Annotated in this window: 24 protein-coding genes; 10 read left to right on the top strand and 14 right to left on the bottom strand. The window is 60.5% G+C overall.

Features of this window, described 5'->3' with window-relative positions:
- Window positions 1-501, bottom strand: a complete 501-nt coding sequence (locus NW862_RS01360) for a cytochrome c oxidase assembly factor Coa1 family protein (protein ID WP_414426849.1) — start codon at window positions 499-501, stop codon at window positions 1-3.
- Window positions 502-1,011: 510 nt separating this feature from the next.
- On the opposite strand from NW862_RS01360, the gene NW862_RS01355 reads away from it, so the two are divergent.
- Entirely contained in the window at window positions 1,012-1,332 is a 321-nt protein-coding gene (locus tag NW862_RS01355; RefSeq protein WP_414334394.1) for a hypothetical protein, read from the top strand.
- A gap of 76 nt (window positions 1,333-1,408) precedes the next feature.
- Here the strand turns inward: NW862_RS01355 and NW862_RS01350 are convergent, their stop codons facing one another.
- Window positions 1,409-2,293, bottom strand: coding sequence for an arginase family protein (locus NW862_RS01350; RefSeq protein ID WP_414334396.1), 885 nt, complete (start codon window positions 2,291-2,293; stop codon window positions 1,409-1,411).
- A gap of 222 nt (window positions 2,294-2,515) precedes the next feature.
- Between NW862_RS01350 and NW862_RS01345 the strand changes: the two genes are divergently transcribed.
- On the top strand, window positions 2,516-2,950 hold the full coding sequence (locus tag NW862_RS01345) for a photosystem I reaction center subunit II PsaD (protein ID WP_414334398.1): 435 nt from the start codon (window positions 2,516-2,518) through the stop codon (window positions 2,948-2,950).
- A 257-nt stretch (window positions 2,951-3,207) separates the two neighbouring features.
- Here the strand turns inward: NW862_RS01345 and NW862_RS01340 are convergent, their stop codons facing one another.
- Window positions 3,208-3,816, bottom strand: coding sequence for a peroxiredoxin (locus NW862_RS01340; protein WP_414334399.1), 609 nt, complete (start codon window positions 3,814-3,816; stop codon window positions 3,208-3,210).
- Between the two features lie 153 nt (window positions 3,817-3,969).
- Here NW862_RS01340 and NW862_RS01335 point away from each other — a divergent pair, with 153 nt between their 5' ends.
- On the top strand, window positions 3,970-4,233 hold the full coding sequence (locus NW862_RS01335; protein WP_414334401.1) for a hypothetical protein: 264 nt from the start codon (window positions 3,970-3,972) through the stop codon (window positions 4,231-4,233).
- A gap of 6 nt (window positions 4,234-4,239) precedes the next feature.
- Here NW862_RS01335 and NW862_RS01330 read toward each other — a convergent pair whose 3' ends face one another.
- Window positions 4,240-4,515 (bottom strand): DUF1830 domain-containing protein, encoded by a 276-nt coding sequence (locus tag NW862_RS01330; protein WP_414338064.1) that lies wholly within the window; start codon window positions 4,513-4,515, stop codon window positions 4,240-4,242.
- A gap of 258 nt (window positions 4,516-4,773) precedes the next feature.
- Between NW862_RS01330 and glpX the strand changes: the two genes are divergently transcribed.
- From glpX to typA, 4 genes are all read left to right on the top strand, one after another.
- On the top strand, window positions 4,774-5,817 hold the full coding sequence (glpX, locus tag NW862_RS01325; protein ID WP_414334404.1) for a class II fructose-bisphosphatase: 1,044 nt from the start codon (window positions 4,774-4,776) through the stop codon (window positions 5,815-5,817).
- 314 nt (window positions 5,818-6,131) lie between these two features.
- Entirely contained in the window at window positions 6,132-7,427 is a 1,296-nt protein-coding gene (locus tag NW862_RS01320) for a glutamyl-tRNA reductase (RefSeq protein ID WP_414334406.1), read from the top strand.
- 104 nt (window positions 7,428-7,531) lie between these two features.
- On the top strand, window positions 7,532-7,639 hold the full coding sequence (gene psb30 / locus NW862_RS01315) for a photosystem II reaction center protein Ycf12/Psb30 (protein WP_011433833.1): 108 nt from the start codon (window positions 7,532-7,534) through the stop codon (window positions 7,637-7,639).
- Between the two features lie 186 nt (window positions 7,640-7,825).
- Window positions 7,826-9,643: a translational GTPase TypA gene (gene typA, locus NW862_RS01310; protein WP_414334407.1), complete on the top strand. Its 1,818-nt coding sequence runs from the start codon at window positions 7,826-7,828 to the stop codon at window positions 9,641-9,643.
- Window positions 9,644-9,650: 7 nt separating this feature from the next.
- Here typA and NW862_RS01305 read toward each other — a convergent pair whose 3' ends face one another.
- From NW862_RS01305 to NW862_RS01280, 6 genes are all read right to left on the bottom strand, one after another.
- Window positions 9,651-11,774, bottom strand: coding sequence for a M48 family metalloprotease (locus tag NW862_RS01305; RefSeq protein ID WP_414426848.1), 2,124 nt, complete (start codon window positions 11,772-11,774; stop codon window positions 9,651-9,653).
- Window positions 11,775-11,807: 33 nt separating this feature from the next.
- The gene (locus NW862_RS01300; protein WP_414334410.1) at window positions 11,808-13,127 is read right to left on the bottom strand and encodes a competence/damage-inducible protein A; all 1,320 of its coding nucleotides are present in this window, start codon (window positions 13,125-13,127) and stop codon (window positions 11,808-11,810) included.
- Between the two features lie 80 nt (window positions 13,128-13,207).
- On the bottom strand, window positions 13,208-13,708 hold the full coding sequence (locus tag NW862_RS01295; protein ID WP_414426847.1) for an N-acetyltransferase family protein: 501 nt from the start codon (window positions 13,706-13,708) through the stop codon (window positions 13,208-13,210).
- Window positions 13,709-13,725: 17 nt separating this feature from the next.
- Window positions 13,726-15,579 carry an alpha-amylase family glycosyl hydrolase gene (locus NW862_RS01290; protein WP_414347923.1) on the bottom strand — a complete coding sequence of 618 codons (1,854 nt, stop codon included), beginning with the start codon at window positions 15,577-15,579 and terminating at the stop codon, window positions 13,726-13,728.
- 216 nt (window positions 15,580-15,795) lie between these two features.
- Complete coding sequence (locus NW862_RS01285; RefSeq protein ID WP_414347920.1) at window positions 15,796-16,059, bottom strand: CsbD family protein; 264 nt, start codon at window positions 16,057-16,059, stop codon at window positions 15,796-15,798.
- A 163-nt stretch (window positions 16,060-16,222) separates the two neighbouring features.
- Complete coding sequence (locus tag NW862_RS01280; protein ID WP_414347918.1) at window positions 16,223-16,507, bottom strand: DUF6464 family protein; 285 nt, start codon at window positions 16,505-16,507, stop codon at window positions 16,223-16,225.
- A gap of 175 nt (window positions 16,508-16,682) precedes the next feature.
- On the opposite strand from NW862_RS01280, the gene NW862_RS01275 reads away from it, so the two are divergent.
- The gene (locus tag NW862_RS01275; RefSeq protein ID WP_414336074.1) at window positions 16,683-17,765 is read left to right on the top strand and encodes an Mrp/NBP35 family ATP-binding protein; all 1,083 of its coding nucleotides are present in this window, start codon (window positions 16,683-16,685) and stop codon (window positions 17,763-17,765) included.
- Here the strand turns inward: NW862_RS01275 and NW862_RS01270 are convergent.
- The 4 genes from NW862_RS01270 to NW862_RS01255 all read right to left on the bottom strand — a co-directional run bounded on the left by NW862_RS01270 (window position 17,762) and on the right by NW862_RS01255 (window position 22,010).
- On the bottom strand, window positions 17,762-18,130 hold the full coding sequence (locus NW862_RS01270; protein ID WP_414336073.1) for a hypothetical protein: 369 nt from the start codon (window positions 18,128-18,130) through the stop codon (window positions 17,762-17,764). The genes NW862_RS01275 and NW862_RS01270 overlap by 4 nt on opposite strands.
- A gap of 64 nt (window positions 18,131-18,194) precedes the next feature.
- Window positions 18,195-20,081: a BamA/TamA family outer membrane protein gene (locus tag NW862_RS01265; RefSeq protein WP_414338083.1), complete on the bottom strand. Its 1,887-nt coding sequence runs from the start codon at window positions 20,079-20,081 to the stop codon at window positions 18,195-18,197.
- Window positions 20,082-20,262: 181 nt separating this feature from the next.
- Window positions 20,263-20,598, bottom strand: a complete 336-nt coding sequence (locus NW862_RS01260) for a hypothetical protein (protein ID WP_414335647.1) — start codon at window positions 20,596-20,598, stop codon at window positions 20,263-20,265.
- A gap of 158 nt (window positions 20,599-20,756) precedes the next feature.
- Window positions 20,757-22,010, bottom strand: coding sequence for an ABC transporter substrate-binding protein (locus NW862_RS01255; RefSeq protein WP_414335648.1), 1,254 nt, complete (start codon window positions 22,008-22,010; stop codon window positions 20,757-20,759).
- Window positions 22,011-22,298: 288 nt separating this feature from the next.
- Between NW862_RS01255 and NW862_RS01250 the strand changes: the two genes are divergently transcribed.
- Both NW862_RS01250 and NW862_RS01245 read left to right on the top strand, forming a co-directional pair.
- Complete coding sequence (locus tag NW862_RS01250) at window positions 22,299-23,117, top strand: ABC transporter ATP-binding protein (protein WP_414335650.1); 819 nt, start codon at window positions 22,299-22,301, stop codon at window positions 23,115-23,117.
- Window positions 23,114-23,821, top strand: coding sequence for an ABC transporter ATP-binding protein (locus NW862_RS01245; protein WP_414335651.1), 708 nt, complete (start codon window positions 23,114-23,116; stop codon window positions 23,819-23,821). The genes NW862_RS01250 and NW862_RS01245 overlap by 4 nt, the downstream gene beginning before the upstream one ends.
- Window positions 23,822-23,825 lie beyond the last annotated feature (4 nt).

Here is a 23,825-nt window from a genome sequence, read left to right as displayed (position 1 = left end):
CTAGATCTCACCCTCAGCCTGTAGGGGCGGCTCTTCCCCTTCACACCGGGATCCCCCCTCGATGACCCGAATGGCCTGCGGCTCCCCATCCACCTTCACCTGCAGATGGCGCAACTGCCAGGCTGTTCGCGTCAGCGGGACGGAGTCCTTACCGGCCACCCCCCGCTCCGACTCCACAGCCACCTCGCCGGTGCGCCGGGATCCCGTGATCAAAAAGGACAGACAGGCCCAGCCGGCTTGCTCATCCTCCTGAAAGCGCAGCCGCGAGGGCCAGCCCGGACGCAGGGGATCCCCTAGCTGCTCCACCACCACCGCATTCTGTTCGAGCTGCTCCACCGCCAACTGGTAGGTGCGATAGGCTCCCGAAGCGCGGATCCCATTCCAGACCAGGATCCCTGCCCCCACCAGCCCCAAGCCCAGCACCGCCAGCAGACCCAGACAACCACAGCCGCAGCAGCCCAGCGGGACAGCACAGCCAACTTGTTGGGGACTTTCCGACATGGCCAACCGCCACCGCAGAGTGCCCCTACACTAACACAAAGTTGCCGCTCATCCTGGTTGCCTTCCTGTCCCACAAAGCCCAGATAAAAGGCCAATCAAGCCTACGCCATTTGTCGGTAACGAGCGACGCTTCCCAGTTCCGTATTGCTACAGACATCTGTTTGTAGCTTCAAACAACAGCTCGGAAAATCATGGAATCGGCCACTCTTTGGCAAGTTCAAGCAACCCATTGTTGAGTCTAATTCCGCACTGCAGCGAAGGTTGGATCCCTACGTATCAAGTTGCTGGCTTTGCTCCCGATTAGCCGAGAAAAGCTTGCACCACAAAGATTCTAGGCTTTTTCCTCGGATGGGATCTGGTCGCATCAGCGGGACGGAGCCCTTATGAATCAGCAGTCAATGAACACCTCGAAAGCCCCCATTCTCGAATCCGCTATTTGGCGGAGTCAATATCAGAGGGATTTGTCGAGAATAAGAGCAGCAAAAAATCTCGATTTAGCAGCATGAATCTATGAATGAAGCGACAACCATGACCGTGCAGCAGATCATTCAAACCGCTATGATCACCGGTCTGCTCACCGCTGCTCAGGAACACGAGCTCAACGTGAGGCTGTTCCGAGATGAGTGCTCCGAGGCCGACCTCTTCCTGCTGCGCCGCCTGCACCGCTGCCTACGCCAGGGATCCATCCGCCAGATCCCGGCCTTGCACAACACCATAGTCGTTGGCCGCTTCGGCCCACCCCTGCGCCCGGTGCCGGACAGAGCCGAGGACGCACAGCCCCAAGCTTCTGGGCCGAAGCTGGTGCCTCAGCCTAACCCCAAGGTCAGCTAGAAACCGCAGGAACCCCGCCTTGTACCCGTAGGGTCAGGGTCGAGAGGAATGCGGATAAAGACTTCATAAGCTGGGCTCAAAAGGTTCGCGATCTATTTTCCAGCCGTTCGAGCATAGCGGGGTCGGGATCCAGCTTCAGGGAGTAGAGGCCGTAGCAGGCCAGCAGCCAATTGAGCAGACGGGCCACCACGCGGGCGGTTGGCCGCGTCGCCGATCCCACCGCCACCCCTCCCAGGGAAAGGCCGACCACCGGGCGAGCGGCGAAGATGGCCTCACAGGTTTGTAACAGTCGCAACCAGCCCAGCCCCCCCGGCTCTGGGTAATGCACCGCCGGCGCCAGAGAGGGATCCAGCACACTGCAGTCCACCACCAAAAACACCGGCTGCTCCGGCAAAGCCTCCACCACCTGCTGCGGATCCCAGCCATCCTGGGCCCAGAAGATCGGGCTGGAGTGTTTTTTGAGCCAGGCGTAGGCGCGGGCACTGCCGCTGCGCAGCCCTACATGCACCACCGGCAGCTTGTGCTGGTAGAGCCGCTCCACCCAAGCGGCGTTGCCATAGCCCATATCTTGCTCCGGCTGGGTCATCTCTGCGGGAGGCATCAGGTTGGCATGGGCACTGCAATGCACCACACTCAGGGCCGGGTGGTGCTTCCAAAGGGCACGAATGGCCCCCCAACTGGCCGCCAAGACCGAAGGCAACAACACCGGCCACTGTTGTCGTCGCCAAGCCTGCGTCACTGCCGCCTCACACATGCCGTAGGGCGGCTCATCCACCAGCCCCGGCAACTGCGCCACCGCCAGCTTATCCACATCGATCCCCAACCTAGGCTCGAAGGCACACAGTTCGGCGCCAGCGTTGAGAATGGCCAGCGGCGCCTGCGTATCGTGGCCAAAAGCAGTGGGGATGAGAATGACCCTGGCGTTGGATTGCGAACTGGGATGGAGGGACCACTGGGCCATGGACGTCGTTCCTGTTGCAAAGGTAGAGCTCTGCGGCCTGCTTCTATAGTGGCTCACAGGGTAAGCCGGGATCCGCCGGCGCCGGATCTGGATCTGCTACGAAAAATTACAGTTCGCCGGCAGATCTGGGGTCAAAAATTGGGCCGATGGTAGATTCAAAGTGCTCCGCGCCGCAACTCCAAGCGCGGCCCGACAACGCAAACAACAACGAGAAGGTAGGCTATGGCTGTGATGGAAGGCGATCCCCGTCAGGGGGCGAAGCTGCCTCTGTTTGGCGGATCCACCGGAGGGCTGTTGAGCGCAGCCGAAACCGAAGAAAAATACGTGATCACCTGGACGGGCAAGCCGGGGCAGGTGTTTGAAATGCCCACCGGCGGCGCTGCCGAGATGGTGGAGGGCAAAAACTATCTCACCTTCGCCCGCAAGGAGCAGTGCTTGGCTCTCGGCGCCCAGTTGATCTCGGAGTTCAAGATCAAGGACTACCAGATCTTCCGCATCCCGGCGGGTGGACAGCCGGAGCTGGTGCATCCCAAAGATGGCGTCTTTCCCGAGAAGGTCAACGAGGGGCGCCAGCCCGTCGGCAAGGTGGATCACAACATCGGCAAGAACAAAGAGCCGGTTACCTACAAATTCACCGACGGGAAGCCCTGGGACTAATTCCGGCGGCCTTTGTCTTTCTGTCTTGTCGGATCCCCTGGCCAGCTCAGGGGATCTTTAATTTATTCGTCTCCGCTGGCAACCGGTTTGAAAGGGTTCGGCGCTGTTAGCCCTCACCCCCGGCCCCTCTCCCCGAGGGAGAGAGGAGGCGGAAGGTCATGTTGGGAAGAGTCGGATCTTTTGTCGGGCTGCCTTTGGCCAAAAAAGCTCCAGCAAAGCTGGAGCTGTACCTGCACCCTGACAGGGCCTGGGCAAGCCTACTTGGCAACCGCCGCGAAGAACTCCTTGGATTTCACCGGGTCGGGGTTCATCGTTCTCTGGCCGGGCTGCCAGTTGGCCGGGCAAACTTCATCGGGGTGAGCTTGCACGTACTGGATGGCCTGCAGGGTGCGCAGGGTTTCATCCACGCTGCGGCCAAAGGCCAGGTTGTTGATGGTGGCATGCTGGATGATCCCTTCCTTGTCGATAATGAACAGGCCGCGCAAAGCCACCCCTGCCGCCGGATCTAGGACATTGTAGGCGGCGCTGATCTCTTTCTTGAGGTCGGAGACCAGCGGATACCTCAGCTCGCCCACCCCGCCGGCTTTGCGGTCGGTCTGAATCCAGGCCAGGTGAGAGTACTCGCTATCCACCGAGACGCCGAGGATCTCCGTGTCCAGCTTGGCAAACTCGTCGTAGCGATCGCTAAAAGCCGTGATCTCCGTTGGGCAGACGAAGGTGAAGTCCAAGGGGTAGAAGAACAGCACCACGTACTTCTTACCCCGGTAGTCGGAAAGCCTCACCGTCTTAAACTCCATGTCGTAAACGGCAGTGGCCGAAAAATCGGGAGCGGGCTGCCCCACCCGCAGACATCCTTCCTGAGACATTAGTCGACGCTCCTTACAGTAAAGTACAAATGTAAACCAAACCTAACATACCATACTCATAATGACTTTGTCTTGCTGGTCGGCTAAGCTGGAGCGCCGCGATCTAGGGTATCCCCCTTCTTTCTCGTCGCTGGACTCTACCAGGGCAGGGAGATGGTTGCCATGAGGGTGGCGCTGGAGTTTCTCTACCACTTTTGCTGTGACCGCTGCCGGCGGTGGTGGAGCCAGGCTGACGTGGAGCCGCAGCCGGGGGATCGCCTCTATTGCCCCTATTGTGGCTATCACAATTGCATAGAAGGCATCGACACCTTTCGCGACGCCGCACGGGGCAGTTGCCTCAACCGTCCCCCCGATGCCCCTTCTGCCAAGCTGCCCAAAATCGGGAATCGGCCTCAGGATCTGGGATCCCCAAGCTGATTCACTTTATCCGTTCACTGCATCTGCCAAGCTGCCCAGGTGGGGGGGCAGCCAGGAGTGGGGATCGGCCTCAGGCAGCGAAGAATCCAAGAGCGAGTGGCAGGGGCGGCGCTCTTCCAAAAGGGTGGTGGAGCAGCAGCAGCTATACACTTCTAGGTAGTCGTCGGGCTCCGCCTCGAAAATGGCATACTGGCCGGGGAAGAGGGTACGCTCCCAGTGGCCGGGGATCGTTCGGATCACCTGAACCTGCCGGGAACGGTTGACGAAAACGTATCTTCTCATCGCGTTTTTTTAATGTCCTTAAGAAAAACTTATTGGCTTTAAGCCAGGCTATCACCCTTGATCCCCAGCCGACAATAGCCAACGGCCAAGACGGGGATCGCTCTTTCTGCTTGACTTTGGGGGATTTGTTCTCTCAGATTATTGGGGTTGAGAGAACGGGATCCTGAGAAGAAGCCTACCCTGGTAAACTGAGGAGCAGAGTCTGAAGATATCCTTAAGTTGGCCTTCACCGTTCCGACATCACAAAGGGGGCACACCGTGGACAACAAGTTGGGGCTAGAGATCATCGAAGTGGTGGAGCAGGCTGCCATCGCCGCGGCCCGCTGGATGGGCAAAGGCGACAACAAGACTGCCGATCAGGTGGCCGTCGAGGCCATGCGGGAGAAACTGAACCAGATCCCCATGCGCGGTCGCATCGTCATCGGGGAGGGAACCCGCGATGAGGCCCCCATGCTCTACATCGGGGAAGAGGTGGGCATCTGTACCCGTCCGGATGCGGAGCAATTCTGCCGTGTGGAAGAGCTGGTGGAAATCGATATTGCCGTGGATCCCTGCGAGGGTACCAACCTGGTGGCCAAAGGCCAAAACGGCTCTATGGCAGTGCTGGCCATCTCCGAAAAAGGCGGCCTGCTGCACGCGCCGGACATCTACATGCAAAAGCTGGCGGCTCCGCCCCAGGCTAAGGGCAAGGTGCACCTCGACTATCCCCCTGAGAAAAACCTGCAGATCATCGCCGAAAGCCTGGATCGGGAGATCTCAGACCTGACGGTGGTGGTCATGGATCGCAAGCGCCACGTCGATCTCATCCGCCAAATCCGCGAGGCGGGGGCGCGGGTGAAGCTGATTACCGATGGCGACATCTCGGCGGCCCTCTCGGCAGGCTTCAACGGCACCGGCATCCACGCCCTGATGGGGATCGGGGCGGCTCCCGAAGGAGTGATCTCGGCAGCGGCGCTGCGTTGCCTGGGCGCCCACTTCCAGGGGCGGCTGATCTACGATCCCGAAGTGGTGCAGGCGGGCACCTACCTGCCGCCGGTGGAGGAAACGCGGCGGGAACTGAAAGAAAAGGGCATCGAGGATCCCGACAAGGTGTGGGAATGCGAAGAGCTGGCCAGCGGCAAGGAAGTGCTCTTTGCCGCCACCGGCATTACCGATGGCGACCTGATGCGGGGGGTGCGCTTCTTCGGCGGTGGGGCCCGCACCGAAACCCTGGTGATCTCCAGCCAGTCGCGCACGGTGCGCTTCGTGGATACCATCCACATGAAAGACGGCCAACAGCCCCGCAGCCTGCAACTGCGCTAAACAGATCCCCTGCCGAAAAGATGAGGGCGACTTTCCCTTGGCGAAGGTCGCTCTTCTCGTTGGTCGAACGTTAAAAAATCTATCAAGTTGCAACCCGAAAAAACGTAATAACTCTTCAGCAAAATCCTGCGAAACCGGTTCGATACTGGTCTTAGGGTTTAGGTAGGCTGAGAAAAGTTACCTAAGCTTGCTGGAACCGAGACAAGGAACTGCCTTGACACCGGTCTCAGCTCAACCTTCCCGAAAAGGGATGATTTGCTTTTGTTCAGAGATTTTGCTTTTAATAACTGTTGCTGTACAGACGACGGAGAGGCATGTTTATCGCGGTTGTCGGTCTTAGCCATCGCACAGCTCCTGTGGAGATCCGGGAGCGCCTCAGCATTTCCGAGGCCGAGGTGGGAGAGAGGATCCAGCAGCTCCGTGCCCACCCCCACATTGAGGAAGCGGCGATCCTCAGCACCTGTAACCGGCTGGAAGTCTACATTGTCACCCCAGAAATGGAAAGCGGTGTCCAGCAGACGATGCAGTTTTTGGCGGAGGCAAAAGGGATCCCGCTGCCCCAACTGCGCCCGCACCTGTTTACGCTGCTCTACCAAGATGCGGTGACGCACCTGGTGCGGGTGGCCGCCGGGCTGGACAGCTTGGTGTTGGGAGAGGGACAGATCCTGTCGCAAGTGAAAAAAGCGCAGCAACTGGGGCAAGCCTGCAACGGCATGGATCGCATCCTCAACCGCCTCTTCAAGGCGGCCATCACCGCCGGCAAGCGCATCCGCACCGAGACGGGGATCGGCACCGGCGCCATGTCCATCAGCTCGGCAGCGGTGGAGTTGGCCTTGCAGGAGCAAGGATCCCTTTCCCAGGGCAAGGTGACCGTGGTGGGAGCAGGGAGGATGGCCCGCCTGTTGGTGCAGCACCTCCTGGCCAAAGGGGCGGTGGATATTACCGTGGTCAACCGCTCCTTGGAGCGAGCCGAGGCCCTGGCCAAACAATTTGAGCAGCCGATCCAGGTGTTGCCCTGGGAGGCGCTGTTGAGCAGTGTGGCCGAGTCCAACCTGGTCTTCACCAGCACTGGCGCCACCCAGCCGATCCTCACCTACGAGCAACTGGCGGGGGTGCTGCAGACGAATCAGCCGCTGCTGTTGGTGGATATCTCGGTGCCCCGCAACATTGATCCCGACGTGGAAAAGCTAAGAGGGGTACAGGTGTTCAACGTGGATCACCTCTCCCGCATTGTGGAAGAAAACCGCGCCCAGCGGCAAAAGCTGGCCCGGGATGCCGAAGACTTGGTGGAAGAAGAGGTGGAGCAGTTTATGGAGTGGTGGCGCTCTCTGGAGACGGTGCCCACCATTTCCAGCCTGCGCCACAAGGTGGAGTCTATACGCGAGCAGGAGATGGAAAAAGCCCTCTCCCGCCTAGGCAAAGACTTTGCCGAAAAGCACCTGGAGGTGATCGACGCCCTCACCCGCGGCATCGTCAACAAGATCCTGCACGATCCCATGGTGCAGCTGCGGGCCAAGCGGGACATCGAGGCGCGGCGCAGGGCTATGCAAATCCTGCAGGAGCTGTTTAACCTCGATCCCATGCCGTTTCAGGCGCAGCAGGAACGCTAGGGATCCCTGGGCAGTGTCAAATATTAAAGAATTGTAACAGCTCTCTCATCTCAGGGGAAGGGCTGCCCTTAGGATACAAAACGTAAGCTCTGGGAGTTGGGGGTATGTTCGGACAGTACGAAGTGTTCGTGCAGTTGGCGCTGCTGGCCTTGATCGTTCTGGCAGGGCCGGCGGTTATCCTGCTGCTCTACCTACGCGGCGCGGATATGTAGGCAACCTAGGCCGGTTGCCGGCGCAGTTGACAGGATCCCCTGAGGAGGGCCTGTCGGCGTCGGTGGGGGAGTTCGCTCTGTTGCTCCCCTATCTCTTAATGTAACGCTTCTTTGCGCTACAGTTATAGAAGCAGCCCTAGGGCAAGCTCGCCTATAGGGCGTTACTTTATGAGTTGATTATTTCTTATGTCACTCCCCATCCGCAACGTCGCCATCATCGCCCACGTCGACCACGGCAAAACCACCCTTGTGGACGCCCTGCTGCGCCAGGCAGGCACCTTTCGGGAGGGAGAGGACATTCCCACCTGCGTGCTGGACTTCAATGCCCTGGAGCGAGAGCGGGGCATCACCATCCTGGCCAAGAACACAGCCGTCCGCTACGGCGAAACCCTGATCAATATTGTCGATACCCCCGGCCACGCCGACTTCGGCGGAGAGGTGGAGCGGGTGCTGGGCATGGTGGAGGGCTGCTTGTTGATCGTGGACGCCAACGAAGGCCCGATGCCGCAAACCCGCTTTGTGCTGCGCAAGGCGTTGGAAAAGGGCCTGCGCCCGATCGTGGTGGTCAACAAAATCGATCGGCCTCGTGCCGAGCCCTACAAGGCCATCGACAAGGTGCTGGATCTGTTTTTGGAGCTGGGGGCCGACGAAGACCAGTGCGACTTTCCCTACCTCTTTGCTTCGGGGCTGCGGGGCTTTGCCCTGGAAGAAGCTGACCTGAAAGCTTTTCTGGAAGGAAGGTACAGCGGCCCGCTGGACATGAAGCCCCTCTTTGAAGCCATCCTCAAGCATGTCCCGCCGCCGATTGGGGATCCGGCCAAGCCGTTACAACTGCAGGTTACCACGCTGGAGTACTCGGAATACCTGGGTCGGATCGTGATCGGCAAGATCCACAACGGCACCATCCGCCTTGGGGATCAGTTGGCGGTGGTCAAAGAAGATGGGTCGATCGTCAAGGGCAAGGTAACCAAGCTCTTTGGCTTCCAGGGCCTGCAGCGCGTCGAGCTCACCGAGGCTACTGCCGGCCACATCGTCGCCGTGGCGGGGTTTGCCGAGGCCAACATCGGCCACACCCTCACCTCTCCCGAGAACCCGCAGGCTTTGCCGCTGATCAAGGTGGATGAGCCGACGCTGCAGGTGATGATCTGCGTCAACGACTCTCCCTTTGCCGGCCAAGAGGGCACCTTTGTTACTTCGCGGCAATTGCGGGAGCGCCTGCTGCGGGAGCTGGAAACCAACGTGGCGCTGCGGGTGGAAGAGACAGATTCCCCGGATCGCTTTTTGGTGTCGGGGCGGGGCGAGCTGCACCTGGGCATTTTGCTGGAGACCATGCGGCGGGAGGGCTACGAGTTTCAGGTGGGGCAGCCGAAGGTGATCTTCCGCGAGGTCAACGGCCAGCCCTACGAGCCCTATGAGTGTTTGGTGCTGGATGTGCCGGAATCGACGGTGGGCGCCTGCATTGAACGGCTGGGGCAGCGGCGGGGGGAGATGCAGAACCTGATGGTGGGCGCGGACGGGCGGGCCCAGTTGGAGTTTGTCATCCCGGCCCGAGGGCTGATCGGCTTCCGTGGGGAGTTTATCCGCATCACCCGCGGCGAGGGGATCATGAGCCACAGCTTTTTGGAGTATCGCCCCCTGACCTCTGAAATGGAAATGCGCCGCAACGGGGTGCTGATCGCCTTTGAAGAAGGGGTGGCCACCAGCTACGCCCTGAAAAATGCGGAAGACCGCGGGGTGTTCTTCATTACGCCAGGTACCCGCGTCTACAAGGGCATGATCGTGGGCGAGCACAACCGTCCACAGGACTTGGAGTTGAACGTCTGCAAAACCAAGCAACTGACCAACCACCGGGCTGCCAGCGGGGAAGAGCTGGTGCATTTGCAGGCGCCGGTGGAGATGAACCTGGAGCGGGCGCTGGAGTACATCGGCGAGGACGAGCTGGTGGAGATCACGCCCCAGTCGGTGCGGCTGCGCAAGGCGCAGTTGACGGCCTCTCGTCGCTAGTGGTCGGCTACCACCGTCGCAGGTAGAAGCGCAGGTTGGGGAAATAGAAGGCCCCCCAAATCCCCAGCAAGACAACTCCCAAACCCAACAAAGCCAGCCACAGGCGGGGACGGCTGTGGAGCCAGTCGGATCCCACTTGCACATAGGCCAGATCCACCCAGGCGGTGTTGCCGCGGCGGAACCAGCCCACCACCTTGACCCGCCGGCCCATGAGGCCGCGGAGCCGCTTTAGGCCGGAAAAGACATTGCCCACCGGTCCCAGGGGAGAGGTAAAGCGCAGCGGGATCAGCCCGGTGGCATCTTGCAGCTTCGGCTCCGCCCCCAGTTGATAGCCGGCTTGTCCCAAGCCCAGCAGCTCTCCTTCCAGCTCCACCGGCTGGCCACGGCAGGGATCCGCCTCAGGGTCAGCCAGCAACTGGAGCACATCGGTCGGCTGGGGCAAAAAGGCTCCGCGGTACATCAGTCCTGCTTTGGCCCACAGTCCCACCCCATAGCCCACTACCGCTGCCGCAGCAATGACTTTGGGATCGAGGCGATCTTGCAGCAGCAGGTAGAGGATCAGCCCCACCAGCCAACCGACGAGGATCCCGACCACTTCGGCAGCGTAGATGGCCAGATCCAGCCAGAAGCGAGCTGGCAGAGGAGCTGCTCCCCCCTTTGGCCTGCCCAAGCTCAGCTCCGGCGCCAGGCGCAGCCGTTGCGCATATTCCGCCAAAACCTGGAAGCGGTGCCCCGGCAACGGATGGCTGGAGTTGACTTGCATCCAGCGGGCCCAGGGGTTGAGCTGATCCCAGAGAAAGACTTGGCCGGCCTGGGCGGGATCCCGGAGACGGCTGGCTGCACTGGCGGCGGTGGTGGTTTTGAAGTCCAGGAGGCTGAAGAGGCGGGTGCAGTGCAGCAGCGAAGAGGGGCGGCGGTCGTTTTTGTGGGCCTCCTGCAGGCCGGCAGCCGACTTGAGCAGGGCAGCCACCAGCCCGTTGGGGTTGCCCGTGGCCTCCACCGCAAAGTGATCGGCGTGGTAGGTGCCCAGGCGAGAGAGGAAAAACAGCGGGTAGGAAAGCACTGTGTAGATCAGGTAGAGCAGTGGGGCCACATGGCCGATGAGATCCCGCCGTTTGTTCCCCAGTTGGCTCACCTGCTCCAGAGCCAAGTAAACCAGTTGAAGGGGGGATCCCAGCAGGGTCATAACCAGGATGTCGCCGTTGACGATGCGCCCCAGGGCTTGGGCATAGACGGCGGCAATCTCATCCGGGGCAAGCTGCTGCAACAGGGCCTGGGTGACCACGATGCGGCCGCCGTCGGGAAGAGTGCCGTAAACAAAAGCCAGCGGCCCCCCTTCCGGGATCACCCCCAGGCGGGGTTGTTTCAGTTGTTTTTGGGCGCAGAGGCGCTGCAGCAGGCGGGCCGCCTCGGGACTGTGGCGCTCAATTTCCCCCAAGGTGGCCCAGCGCAGCTTGTGCAGCCGCCGGTGCAGGTGATCCATCAGCCAGGGGGCAAAAAACAAAAGGCCGACGCCAAAGTTGACCGCCAGGCTGCCGGCTACCAACCAGCGCAGGCCATTGCGCAGCCAGGGCAGCAACCCTTGCAAAAACCAAAGTTGCCGCGGAAAACTCAGCCATCCGAAATCTAGGTGAGCGCCCACCAACACAAAACTCAGCCACCAGAGGAAGAGGATGCCCACAGCCAGGGATCCCCACTTGGCCCAGCGTAGAGAGCCGGCCCGCTCCGGCAGGGGGATCTTCAGGCCCAGTTGACCGGCCCGTTGGCGGCTGGAGAGCGGCTGAGCTTCAGGAGCCGGTTCTGGGGAGGGCGGGGAAGCAGCGGGTTTTTCCACCGTTTGGGGCAGGCGGGGCAGGATTTTTTGGGCCCAGCCTCGCGCCTGGGGATCCGGGTGCTGCAGCAGTTCCAGACAAAGCGCCCGCGCCTTCTCCGCCTCGCCCGCCAGATGGTAGGCCCGCACCAGGTTCATCTGGGCCTCCAGGGCCTGGCTGTCGGATGCGTCTGCCGGGATCGCTGCTGCTTCGCCCTGCTGGCGGGACTGCGCCAAGTAGGCTTCTAGCAGTTGGACGGCTTCTTGGAAACGGCCCTGCTGCAGCGCCTCCCTGCCGGCCTGAAGGGCATCGGGGATCATCAGCCTGCTCCGAGATCTGCCTGCTCCCCCAGCTTACTCAAGGATCTGGCCTTGCTGAGGTGGATCCCCCGAAAGGGGGTAGCGGAGCAAGCGCCGCCGCAGGCAATCCAGCGCCGTCTGGGCGCTCCACCAGCGCACCCCCTCGCGGCCCCGCAAGCTGCCGAAGCGGTACTCGTGGACTTCCACGTTCCCCTCCGGGTCGGCCAAGCCCAGATACACAAGGCCAACCGGCTTGGTGGGGGTACCCCCGTCTGGCCCGGCAATGCCGGTGATGCTCAAGGCCCAGTCGGAGCCGAGGACTTGCTTGGCCCCCAGCGCCATCTGGGCCGCCACCGGCTCGCTCACGGCCCCCTGCTGCTGCAGCGCCGCGGGATCCACCCGCAAGAGCTGCTCCTTGATGCGGTTGTCGTAGGCAACGATCCCCCCAACAAAATAGCGGGAGCTGCCCGGGATCCCGGTTACCAACTGCCCCAGCAGGCCACCGGTGCAGGATTCCGCCACCGCCAGGGTTTGCCCCCGCTGCAGCAGCAACTCCCCCACCACGCTGGCCAAGGTGGCCTCGTCGCTGCCGAAGTAGTCTTCCCCGGAAATCTGTAAAATCTGCTCCACCACCGGGGCAATCAATGCTTCCGCCGCCTCACGCGTGGGGGCGCGTCCGGTAACCCGCAGGCGCACCTCCCCCTGGCTGGCGTAGGGAGCCACGGTGGGATTTTCCCCCGCCAGCAGGGATCCCACCCGTTCGGCCAAGGTCGATTCAGGAATGCCCCAGTAGCGCAACACGCGGCTGTAAAACACTTCCTTGCCCCAGCCCAGGGAGCGCAAATAGGGCACAGCCGTCTCCTGCCACATCTGCTGCATCTCCCGCGGCACGCCGGGGAAGGTGAGAATGTGCAGGTCGGGCCGGGGCTGCCAGATGAGGCCACAGGCGCTGCCCAGGGGGTTGGGCAGGACGGTTGCCCCCTGAGGCAAAAAGGCCTGCTTGCGGTTACTGGGCGAGGGCTCCATACCTCGCTGGCCGTACTTTCGCAGAATCTCCTCCCAAACCTGCGGGTGCTCCACCATCTCCACGCCGAAAAAAGAGGCCAGTGCCGCGTGGGTCAGATCATCCGGGGTTGGCCCCAGCCCTCCTGTAATTAAAAGCAGGCTGGAGCGGTTGCAGGCCACCTCCAAAGCATGGTGGATGCGGGCTTCGTTGTCCCCCACCACCGTTTGGTAGTAGTGCGGGATCCCCAGCTTGGCCAGCTCGGCTGCTAGGTATTGGGCGTTGGTGTTGGTAATCTCCCCCAAGAGTAGCTCTGTGCCAATGCAGAGGATCTCAGCCCCCTGGGGAGTGACGGTTTGCGTTGGGCTCATGCTCGGCTCAACCTCGGCTCAGCCGCTAAGTATAGAGGTCTGGATCCCCCTTTCGCGCAGGGATCCCTGGGATCTCTTGCTCAAGAGGGGTAGGGATCCTCGGCCAGCCGAGCCAAAGCTTCCAGCTCAGCACCCACCACGCGGTGCAGGATCCACTCCGGATGTGGCTTGGCACCCAGGCGCCGGTAGAACTCAATCGCCGGCTGGTTCCAGTCCAAAACCATCCACTCCAGCCGCCCATATCCTTTGGCCACTGCCTCCTGGGCCACCCGCGCCAAGAGCGCCTTGCCAATGCCCCTGCCGCGAAACTCCGGCAACACAAACAAGTCTTCCAGGTAGATCCCCGGTCGGGTGAGGAAGGTGGAAAAGTTGCGAAAGTAGAGGGCAAACCCCACCGCTTGCCCCCCCACTTCTGCCAACAAGGCCGAGGCAAAGGCTTCGGGGCCAAACAGATGCTGTTGCAGCAGCTCGGCGGATCCCGTTACCAGGTGGCTCAGGTGCTCGTACTCGGCCAAAGCGCAGATGAGATCAAACAGAACGGGCACATCCTCAGGCGTGGCAGGACGAATTTTAACTTGCATAACCAGTTAAGTCTAAGTCAACCGGCCCACCGATCCCGCCACTTGACCGTTCCCTCTGGGGCCAGCAACCAGCGGCGGGCTACCAAGTTTTCCCGAATCGGCGAACGACCCTCTCGCAGCAGAACATACTTGTAGGCAATGGCTTTACCGGCGCTTTCGTTGAACGGGATCTCCCCAAACCACGTGTTGGCGTTGATGTATTCCAGCGGGTAGCCACGGGCAATGTCCCAGTAGCCTAACTCCGGGCAATCGCCAATGACCACAATCCATTCCCCCGGCTGCGTGTTGACTCCGTTGAGCTGTGCCCGCACGATCACCTGGCCCTTGACCCGCTCTCCCACATGGCTGAGCACGATGACGCCGCGGGTGGGCAACTCCAAATCGCGGATCTTCCCCTCTCGAACCGTAAACTTCTGCCGCGTCAGAATACAGGTGTGCTCCCCATCGGGAAACTCCGTGTCCACTTCTTCCAGACGGGTGGCCTCGCCGCGGTTGAGGGCGACAAAACAGCGGCTGTCGCGATAGCGCCGCGTGTAACACCAAACTTCCTCGGTTAAGTACTTACGCCACTGGCTGCCCAACGAGACCGCCGGGTTGAGACGGCGCAACCCCGACAAGAGACGAATCTGCCGGTAGAGTGGAGAGTCCGGATCCCACTTTTCCATCATCGGGCGGTTGTAAGGATCGTTACCGCCATCGGTGTCGTTGTGCAGGTACTGCTCGGTGCCGTAGTAGATACAAGGGATCCCCCGGCTGGTCATGATGATGGCGACTGCCACCGCGAGCATCTCCGGATCCGGATTGAGCGTTTGGAAGCGGCACATGTCGTGGTTGTCGATGAAGGTGATCAGCTCAGTGGCCCCGTCGTAGCGATAGTCTTTGGCAATGATGTCGTCGATGAGGCGAAAGCCCTCGGCAGCCCCTTGCCCCAAAGCCGCCCGAATGGCCACGCACAGGCCGAAATCCAGGATCGTCATGCCGGAATGGTTGGCAAACTGCACCGAAGCCTCTACATCCGGGCCGCTGTAGATCCACTCTCCAAAAACAAAAACATCCGGCTTGTGGGTTTGGATATCGGCAATGAACTCCTGCCAAAACCAAATCGGCATGTGCTTGACGGTATCCACCCGCAGCGCATCCACCCCTCGATCCAGCCACTGCTTGATGGCGGACTTGATGTAGTGGCGATAGTCGGGATTGTTTTCGTTAAAGGTTGCCAGCCCGGCCAACTCACAATTTTGTACCTGCCACTCATCTTCCCAGTTCGTCACTTCGCCGTAGTGGTGGTACCAGTTGTTGACATCGTTGTTGAAATCGGCAATGAGCTTCCCATCGTCAAACAACTGACCTTTGACACCTCCTGTATCCGGGCTACTGTGATTGCAGACAATATCGAGCACCAGCTTCATTTTGCGCTTGTGCATCTCCGCAATAAGTCGATCGAAAGTGGTGGGGGCCGGATTGTTGAGAGAGGGATCCTCCCCTTTGCCGATGTAGCGTGGGTTGATGCGCTTAAAATCTTTTGTCCAGTAGCCGTGCATCGCTGCACTTTCAATAAACAATCGTTCCACTTGCTCGAACAAAGGCGTGAGCCAAATGGCTGTGATCCCCATCTGCTGCAGATAGTCCAGCTTGTCGATCACCCCTTGCAAATCCCCGCCCCAGTATTTGCCCCAATCTTGCTTTTGGGGATCGTAAAGTTCTGGGTTTGGCCCTTCGTTGTTTTCGGGATCCCCATCAAAAAAGCGATCCACCACCAAGAAGTAGATCGTTTCCTGACGAAATTCAATATCGCGGGTGTAGAGAAACTCTAGATCCCCAGAGGATGCTAAAGACTCTACAATATCCACCCCCAGATCCAGTGGATCCATAACGGCAGCCCTCCCACCTTAAAGCAGCTCAACAGACACAAACACAAACTTAAAAAGGCTAGAGGTTGCTGCAAACCCAGCTCTTACCTCTAGCCCATGAAGAGAATACTCCTAATCCTCAAACCTTAAAACATCCTTTATCAGAGTAAAACTGCGAAAAGTGCGCCCGCGTCAGAAGGCTTACTCTGGCTGAGCAACTCAGTCTGCTCAACCCAATCAACCCAAAAGGTTGTCTACACCTTCTTTCACCGCATCTTTCAGATCTTCCTTGGCGTGCTGAGCTGCAGCTTCCATTTGCTTGGCCTTGCCTTCCAGTTTTTGCTTTTCATCTCCCGTGAGCTCTCCCACCGCCTCTTGGATCTTGCCCTCAAGATTCTTAGCTGTGGCTTCAATCCGATCCTGAATACTCACAGATGTACCTCCTGGCGTCTTAACAACAGCGAGCAGCCCACGCACTCTTTTGAATTGAGAAGCCTGCAACAGACCTGCAATTCAATTGCGCAAGGGCTCACGACGCAGATGCTAGCACAGAACTTTTAGACTGGCCTTGCTCTCATTGGCAACGTTCCAACCTGTTGGGCTACAGCGGGCGCTTACCCACTCCAGCTTGTAACAAACTCCCCGATCCACCAATGGCCAGGCACTACCGATTGTCCGATAGCTGATGGGCGGAGTCCCTTGAGAGCGCGACGTAATGAGGGCAGCGACAGGGGCCCAGGGGGTTCACGGCACAGGGCAGATAGGGTGAGCGAGAAAAGTAGCGGCAGGAGGGATCCCAGGCCGAGGTGGGCTGCAGCTCGCGGGAGGGAGTGGGCTCATCCCAGCTTGAGGGGCGGCAGGAGCCTCTCTTTTCCAGCAGAGGGATCAACTGGGCCAAGAACGTCAGTCCCAACCACAAACCGACTCCCATGATCAGCGCTTGCACCATTGCCCTCCTCCGTCGGCCAACAGCCTTGTCTTCCAACCAGAGCCAGCCTAGGCCAGTCGGCTACAGAGGGCCAGGGTTGGCAGACAGTTTCGCAACTGTCCTGCCCAGCGGGCGAAGACCCTGGAGAAAAACCGATTAGAGTGAAAAATAGAGCCGTTACTTCATTTTTGATGCCATGACCACCTCCACCCTCGATGCTGCCGCCATCCTTGAGGCGTTGCGCCCGGTTCAAGATCCGGAGCTGCGCCGCAGCCTGGTGGAACTGAACATGATCCGCGACATTCGCGTCGAGCCGGAGCGGGTGGCCTTTACCCTGGTGCTGACGACACCGGCCTGCCCCTTGCGGGAATTCATCGTCGAGGAGTGCAAGGCTGCCATCCGCCGCCTGGCTCCCGTTGAAACCATCGAGGTCACCGTTACAGCAGAAACTCCCCGCTCGCCCTCCCTGCCGGATCGCCAGTCTGTCCCCGGCGTGCGCAACATCATCGCCATCTCCAGCGGCAAGGGGGGGGTGGGCAAAACCTCGGTATCGGTGAATGTGGCGGTTGCCCTGGCCCAGAGCGGAGCGCGGGTGGGGCTGCTGGATGCCGATATCTACGGCCCCAATGTGCCGCTGATGCTGGGGTTGCAGGATCAGTCTCTGTTGGTGCGCAAGCGGGAAGACGGCGGCGAGGACATCTTCCCCCTGGAGAACTACGGCGTCAAGATGGTGTCGATGGGTCTCTTGGTGGGGCGGGATCAGCCGGTGATCTGGCGGGGGCCGATGCTCAACGGCATCATCCGGCAATTCCTCTACCAGGTGCAGTGGGGGGAGCTGGACTATCTCATCGTGGACATGCCCCCCGGCACCGGGGATGCGCAACTGACCCTGGTGCAGGCGGTGCCGCTGGCGGGAGCTGTGATCGTCACTACGCCGCAGTCGGTGGCCCTGCTGGATAGCCGCAAGGGCTTGAACATGTTTCGCCAGTTAGGGGTGCCCATTCTCGGCATTGTAGAGAACATGAGCTACTTCATTCCACCTGACCTACCGGATCGCCAGTACGATATCTTCGGCTCAGCCGGCGGAGAAACTACGGCCCGCGAGCTGGGGATCCCACTGCTGGGGCGGATCCCGTTGGAGATTGCCCTGCGCCAAGGGGGAGATGCGGGTCAGCCGATTGTGGTCGGCCAGCCCGAGTCGGCTTCGGCCCAAGCCCTGCGGCAAATTGCCAAAACTTTGGCGGGCCGCGTCTCCATGCTGGCTTTGGGGGCCGGCTAGAAGCGCTCTGCTTCCACCAACGAGACCCCGAAGCTGCGTCCCCCCAGCACGATGCCCTCTTGGGCCTTGCCGCGCACGGTTACGGTGCTGTTCATGGCCGGCAGGCCCCTGTCGGTGATGACCCAGAGGGAGCCGCTGTTGTCTTGGATCTCGTACACGCCCTGGCCAAACACGCCTATTTGATTGACCACACGACCGCGGACGTACACATTGGTGTAGCGGGAAGGATTTTGTTCGATCTGGGCGATGGGGGTTGTGCCGATGCCCAGCCGCGCCAACGGCCCACACCCTGCCAGGGCTAGGCTGACGCAGAGCAAGAGTACCCAAGATCCGCCGCGGAACGATTGGCCAAGTTGCCGTTTCATCGGTTGCTTCCCTCACGAGCACTTGCTCCCACCATAGCAAGCCGGCAGCAGATCCACCGCCAAGCTAGAACTTCTCGCCAATGCCAAAGTGCAGTTGGGCCTGGCCGGCCTCCCCTTGCCCGATTGCGTAGTCGATGCGCAGCGGCCCCAAGGGAGATTGGATGCGGATACCGGCCCCCAGCCCCAAACCGCTGCCCGGCTTGTTGCGCACCGCCGCAGGATTGCCGATGACCGCCGCGCCGCTGCCCAGATCGGTGCCGTAGTCGGCGAAGACCACTGCCCCCACCGGGTCGAAAAGGGGAAAACGCAACTCCGCCGTCGCCGTGGCAAAGCTGCGACCGGAGCCGACGCCACCCTCAAAAAATCCCCGCACCGAGCTGCCCCCGCCGATGGGGAAAGCGTCGTAGGGAGCCAAGTCGCCAATCGTGGTGCCCGCCCGCACGTCAAAGGCCAGCACCTGCGGTCGTTCGCTGCGGGTCTCGAACAGCTTGACGGGAATGAACTGGCTGTAGCTGGTCTCGAGGCGGTTGGCGTTGAGGCCATTCTCGAATAGACGTACCGACTGTTCGCTGGAGATGCGAAAGACGGATCCCTGGCTGGGGCTGTTGGGGTTGTCGCGGCTGTCGTTGACGAGGCCGAGCCGCAGGGTGGTGTAGCTGTCTTGGCCGCTGGCGCTGAAGGTAATCGGGTTGCCCAGCACATCAAAGCGCTCCTGCTCGCCGTTGCTGTTGCGGGCTTCCACAAATTGGACGCGGGTGCCCAAGCTGGCCCGCCAATTGCCCCCAATGGGACGCGAGAAGGTGACGCTGCCGCCCAGCCGGTTGATGCGCACGGGATCCCCGTTGGGCAAGGTCAATCCCTCGTTGAAAACAAAGCTGGAGCTCTGCTGGTTGGAGATGTTGACGTTGTAGGAGGTGGGGATCTCCAGCGTGGCAATGCGCGGGTCGGTGAAGTTCAAATCAAACAGAGTTTCGTTGGTGCCCAACTGCACATTGAAGCTGGCGCTCTGGTTGTTGCCGCCCAAGTTTTCTTCCGAGACGCTGAGGCCGGCAAAGACCCCTGTGGCCGAGCTGACGCCGATGGTGCCGCTCAAGGTGCCGGTGCGGCGCTCTTCCACGTTCACCACCACCACCACCTTGTCGGGATCCTGGCCGGGGTTGAGCCCCACATTTACATCCTGAAAGAGGTTGAGGTTGAAAACCGCCTGCAGGTCTTCCTGGATTTGGTTGCGGTTGAACACATCCCCTGGCTTGGACTTCAGCTCGCGGGTGATGATGAAGTCGCGGGTTTTGGTGTTGCCCTGCACGCGAATATCCTCGATCTCCCCTTCGGCAATTTCCAGGGTGAGAGTGCCATCTTCGGAGGAGCGCACATCTGTCACTTTGGCCAGCACGTAGCCCTTGTCGGCATACCACTGCTCAATCTCGGCCACCGCCGCTTGCAACTTGCCAAAGTTGAGCACCCGCCCTTCCTGGTCGGCAAAGGCCTTTTGGAGCACCTCCGGATCCAAAACTTTTGCCCCTTCCGTGCGCACGGCTTTGAGGGTGGGGTTGGGCTTGACTTCAAAGGTAACTCGCACCCCCAGAGGCGTATCGGAAGGCACCGCCCGCACATCGGCAAAAAAACCGGTGGCAAACACGGCGTTGATGTCTTCCCGCAGTTGGGAACGAGTGGAGACCTCGCCGGCGCGGGTGCGAATAGCCTTGTAAACCTGCTCGATCAGCTCTGGGTCGTCGGTACCCTCGACCACCACTTCTGCCACCAAAACTTCAACTTCTGGCTCGCCGGCGGCGGGGGTAGGTGTGGGGGTGGGTTGGGCGGGGGCATCGCCACCGGTGCGCAGATCCAGGGTGCCGGGTTGGGGCTGTGCCCAAGCTGCAGCGGTGTGTAGCACCATCCCACAGGTCAGGGCTGAAGCTAGCCAAGGGCAGAGTTGCCTGGAACAATTCATAGGGATCCCTCGCACACCACAAAGATTGGAAAGCTGGGCCAAGATTGCGCTAAAACCCTCTGCCGCCCAGCGGTGGACAATTGCCCTGAATTATATCAACCCCCATCCCTGCGGATCCGAGCATTGCCGCGAGCCGGATTGCGGGCTTGGGCAGTCTGAAGTGCAAGCAGCCGCCTCTTCTTTACGGCAGGCGCAGGGATCCCTGGCAGCGCTGGCCACAGGTCTGCGGCTCGGCTGCCTCGGCGGACAGGTTGGCTTGGGAGTTGAGGATCAGGATTGTGATGGGGGCAGGGGGCGGTGAGGGGCTGCTGCGCCAACCCCACCTGCCAGCGTAGTGCTGCGTTGGGGCGTTGGGCACGACGAAGACGATGTTTTGTAGGACATTGCTTTGCAAAAGGGTGGCGCTGTCGTTTGGGAGTGCCGTCTGCTCAAGGTGGGGGATCTGGGCTAGGGCGGCTGGAGCAAACCCGAAGCTGAGCAGGGCTGCCATTGCAGCGACAAGTTGGGTGGGCAACATTGAGGATTCTCCACAAGACGCCAGGATGCCGACACTTTAGCCTGTTTTGTCCAGAAGGCTCTGTTGACTTGCCGCAAAAAAGCCTGCAAAGAGTGCTCCTTGCAGGCCCCTGTTGCTTATTTGACTGTACTTAACCGTTAGAAAACCCCCAAAGGAAATTAGCTCCCCGGCTCAAACACTTTCAGATCGACTACCTTCCCCCCTTGGAAAGTCCAGTGGGCAAAGGTTCCAGCCACATCCCCCTTCTCGTCGAAGTCCAGCGAGCCGGAAGCGCCGGTGTAGTTGATATCCTCCCCTTGCTTCAGCAGCTCCACCGCCTTGGCCCACTCGCCGGGCAAGATCTCGGTGCCGGGGGGATTGGCCACTTGGCGCAAGGCATCGCGAACGGCAGTGCCATCGGTGCTGCCGGCTTTTTGGATGGCCAAAGCTAAGAGGAAGGCGGCATCATAGGCGGTGTCGATGTAGGGGGTGGGAGGCAGCTCCCCGTAGGCAGCTTTGTAGGCGTCGGCAAAGATCTGGTAGGCTTTGCTGTCGGTGAGGGCCTGGGGCGAGGTGCCGATGGATCCCTCTAGCTTATCGGCTCCCACCTGGGCTGCCAGATCGGGAGAGCGCATGCCATCGGTGAAGACAAAGCGGTCGAATAGCCCTTCTTCCAAAGCTTGCCGCAGGATGACCACGCCGTTTTCGGGGTAGCCGATCAGCACCAACGCCTGGGGATCCCCTTCCTTCAGTTGGGTCAGCTCGCTGCGGTAGGAGGCCTTGCCGGGATCGTAGGGAACAGCTTTGGTGATCTTGCCGCCCTGCTTTTCAAAGGCCGCCTTAAAGCTGTCGGCCAGCCCCTTACCGTAGTCGTTGTTGATGTAGATGACCGCCAGCCGCTCTAGATTCTCTTCGCGGGTAACCTGGGCTAGGGCTACCCCTTGGAAAGCATCAGAAGGAACGGTGCGAAACAGAAAATCGCTGTCCTCTAGGGTGGTGATGGTGGGAGCGGTGGAAGCCGGGGAAATTTGCGGGATCTTGTTGGGAGCTGTCACCGTGGTGGCCACCGGGATGGTGATGCCGCTGCCCAGGGCACCGATAATACCGGCTACCTTCTCCACATTCACCAGCCGCTGAGCGGCGTCGATAGCCGGCTGGGCCGAGGTCTGGTCATCGGCCTCCACTACCTGAGCAGGGGATCCCAAAATGCCACCGGCAGCGTTGATCTGGTCGAGGGCCAGCTTGATGCCCTTGAGGCAATTTTCTCCATAGGCCTGCAGATCTCCTGTCAAAGACAGCAGAGCCCCAATCTTGACCGGCGTTTGAGCAGCCTGCTGGGCCGTGCCGGGCAGCAAAGTGGTGGCCAGAGCAGCCGCCGTCAGGGCAGCCGCCGCCGCAAAGGCGCGTCGGGTGAGTTTGTGCATGCGAGACATAACCAACAACCTCCTGTGAGGCAAGAGAAAGTAGAACTCAGATCCCAAAAGCCAAGTGTTGAATTGTAGCAGTTAGACGTTGGCTCGCCTCAAAGCGTTCCCCACTCCCTCAAAAAAGATGGCTCCAGAAAACAAGCGGGCCAGACTCAGTATCTCGCCCGTTCCCTAGCTGCCGCAGGGTTGGCTGCCACCTCCAAGGGCAGTTGCTCCCAGAGGGATCCGGGAAGGATAATAAGCAAACTCGGCAATTGGGCTCATTATATTGAAATACTGAACTCATCGGGCAGCGTGATTGTTATCGACGACATCTCCAAACGGTTTGGCGGCATCAGCGCGGTAGATCACTGTTCCTTCCGCATTGAAACCGGTCGGATCACGGGCTTGATCGGCCCCAATGGGGCCGGGAAAACCACGCTTTTCAACATCATCGCCGGGTTCGTTCGGCCCAGTAGCGGACGCATCTGGCTGGATGGGGAAGACATCACCGGCCTGCCCCCCCACCATCTGTTCCGGCGCGGCCTGGTGCGCACCTTTCAGATCCCGCGCGAGTTTGGCCGCATGACCGTCCTGGAGAACTTGATGGTCGTCCCGCCCCAACAGGTGGGGGAGAACCTGTTCAATGCCTGGTTCCGCTGGCGGCAGGTGCAACGACAAGAACGCAACCTGCAAGCTCGGGCCGAAGAGGTTTTGCAACGGCTCAACCTCATCCATCTGCGGGATCAACTGGCCGTCACCCTTTCCGGTGGGCAGAAGAAGCTGCTGGAACTGGGGCGCACCCTCATGGCCGATGCGCGGGTGATCCTACTGGACGAACCGGGGGCCGGCGTCAACCGCACGTTGCTGGCGGATCTGATGCGCTTTATCGAGTATCTCAACCGCGAGCGCGGCTGTACCTTCTGCATCATCGAGCACGACTTGGATCTGGTAACCCGTCTCTGCGACCACGTGGTAGTTATGGCCGCCGGCAGGGTGTTGACCCAGGGATCCATGGAGGAGATTAAACAAAACCCAGCCGTGCGGGAGGCCTATCTGGGATCGGTGGCGCTGGCCGACTCCCTGAGTCCATCCAAACCCTCTTCTCTGCCTTCGGAGGGATCCCTCTCATGACCCCTTTGCTGGACATCCAAGATCTCTACAGTGGCTACCGGGGGGTGGACATCCTCAAAGGGATCCACTTGAAGGTGAACCCTGGCCAAATCGTGGTGATCATCGGCCCCAACGGAGCGGGCAAATCGACGGTACTGAAATCTTTGTTTGGCCTAGCCACCATCCGCACAGGCCGGGTGCTGTTTCAGGGATCCGACATCACGCATCTCCCTGCCGAGCAACTGGTGCGACGGGGGATCGGCTTTGTGCCCCAAACCAACAACGTCTTTCCTTCCCTCACCGTGCAGGAAAACTTGGAGATGGGGGCCTTCATCCGACGCGATGGCTATGCCGCCCAACTGGAGCGGGTTTATGAGCTGTTTCCGCCCCTGCAAGAGAAGCGGCGCCAGGTGGCGGGATCCCTGTCGGGCGGACAGCGGCAGATGCTGGCTATGGGACGAGCGTTGATGGCAGAGCCACAGTTGTTGTTGCTGGATGAGCCGACAGCCGGCCTGTCGCCCCTGTACATCGAGCAGACCTTTGCCCTCCTGCGGCAGATCAACCGCCTTGGCGTCAGCATCCTCATGGTGGAGCAGAATGCTAAGCAGGCCCTGCAGATGGCGGACTGGGGCTACGTCTTATCTATGGGAGAAAACCGCTTCGAGGACACCGGCCCCAACCTGTTGAACAATCCCGAGGTGCTGGAGCTGTTTTTGGGCGGTTGAGGCC

Source organism: Synechococcus sp. H55.8, assembly GCF_047462375.1.
Classification (GTDB): domain Bacteria; phylum Cyanobacteriota; class Cyanobacteriia; order Thermostichales; family Thermostichaceae; genus Thermostichus.
Note: the sequence above shows the minus strand (reverse complement) of the source record. Positions and strands in the feature narration are given on the sequence as shown.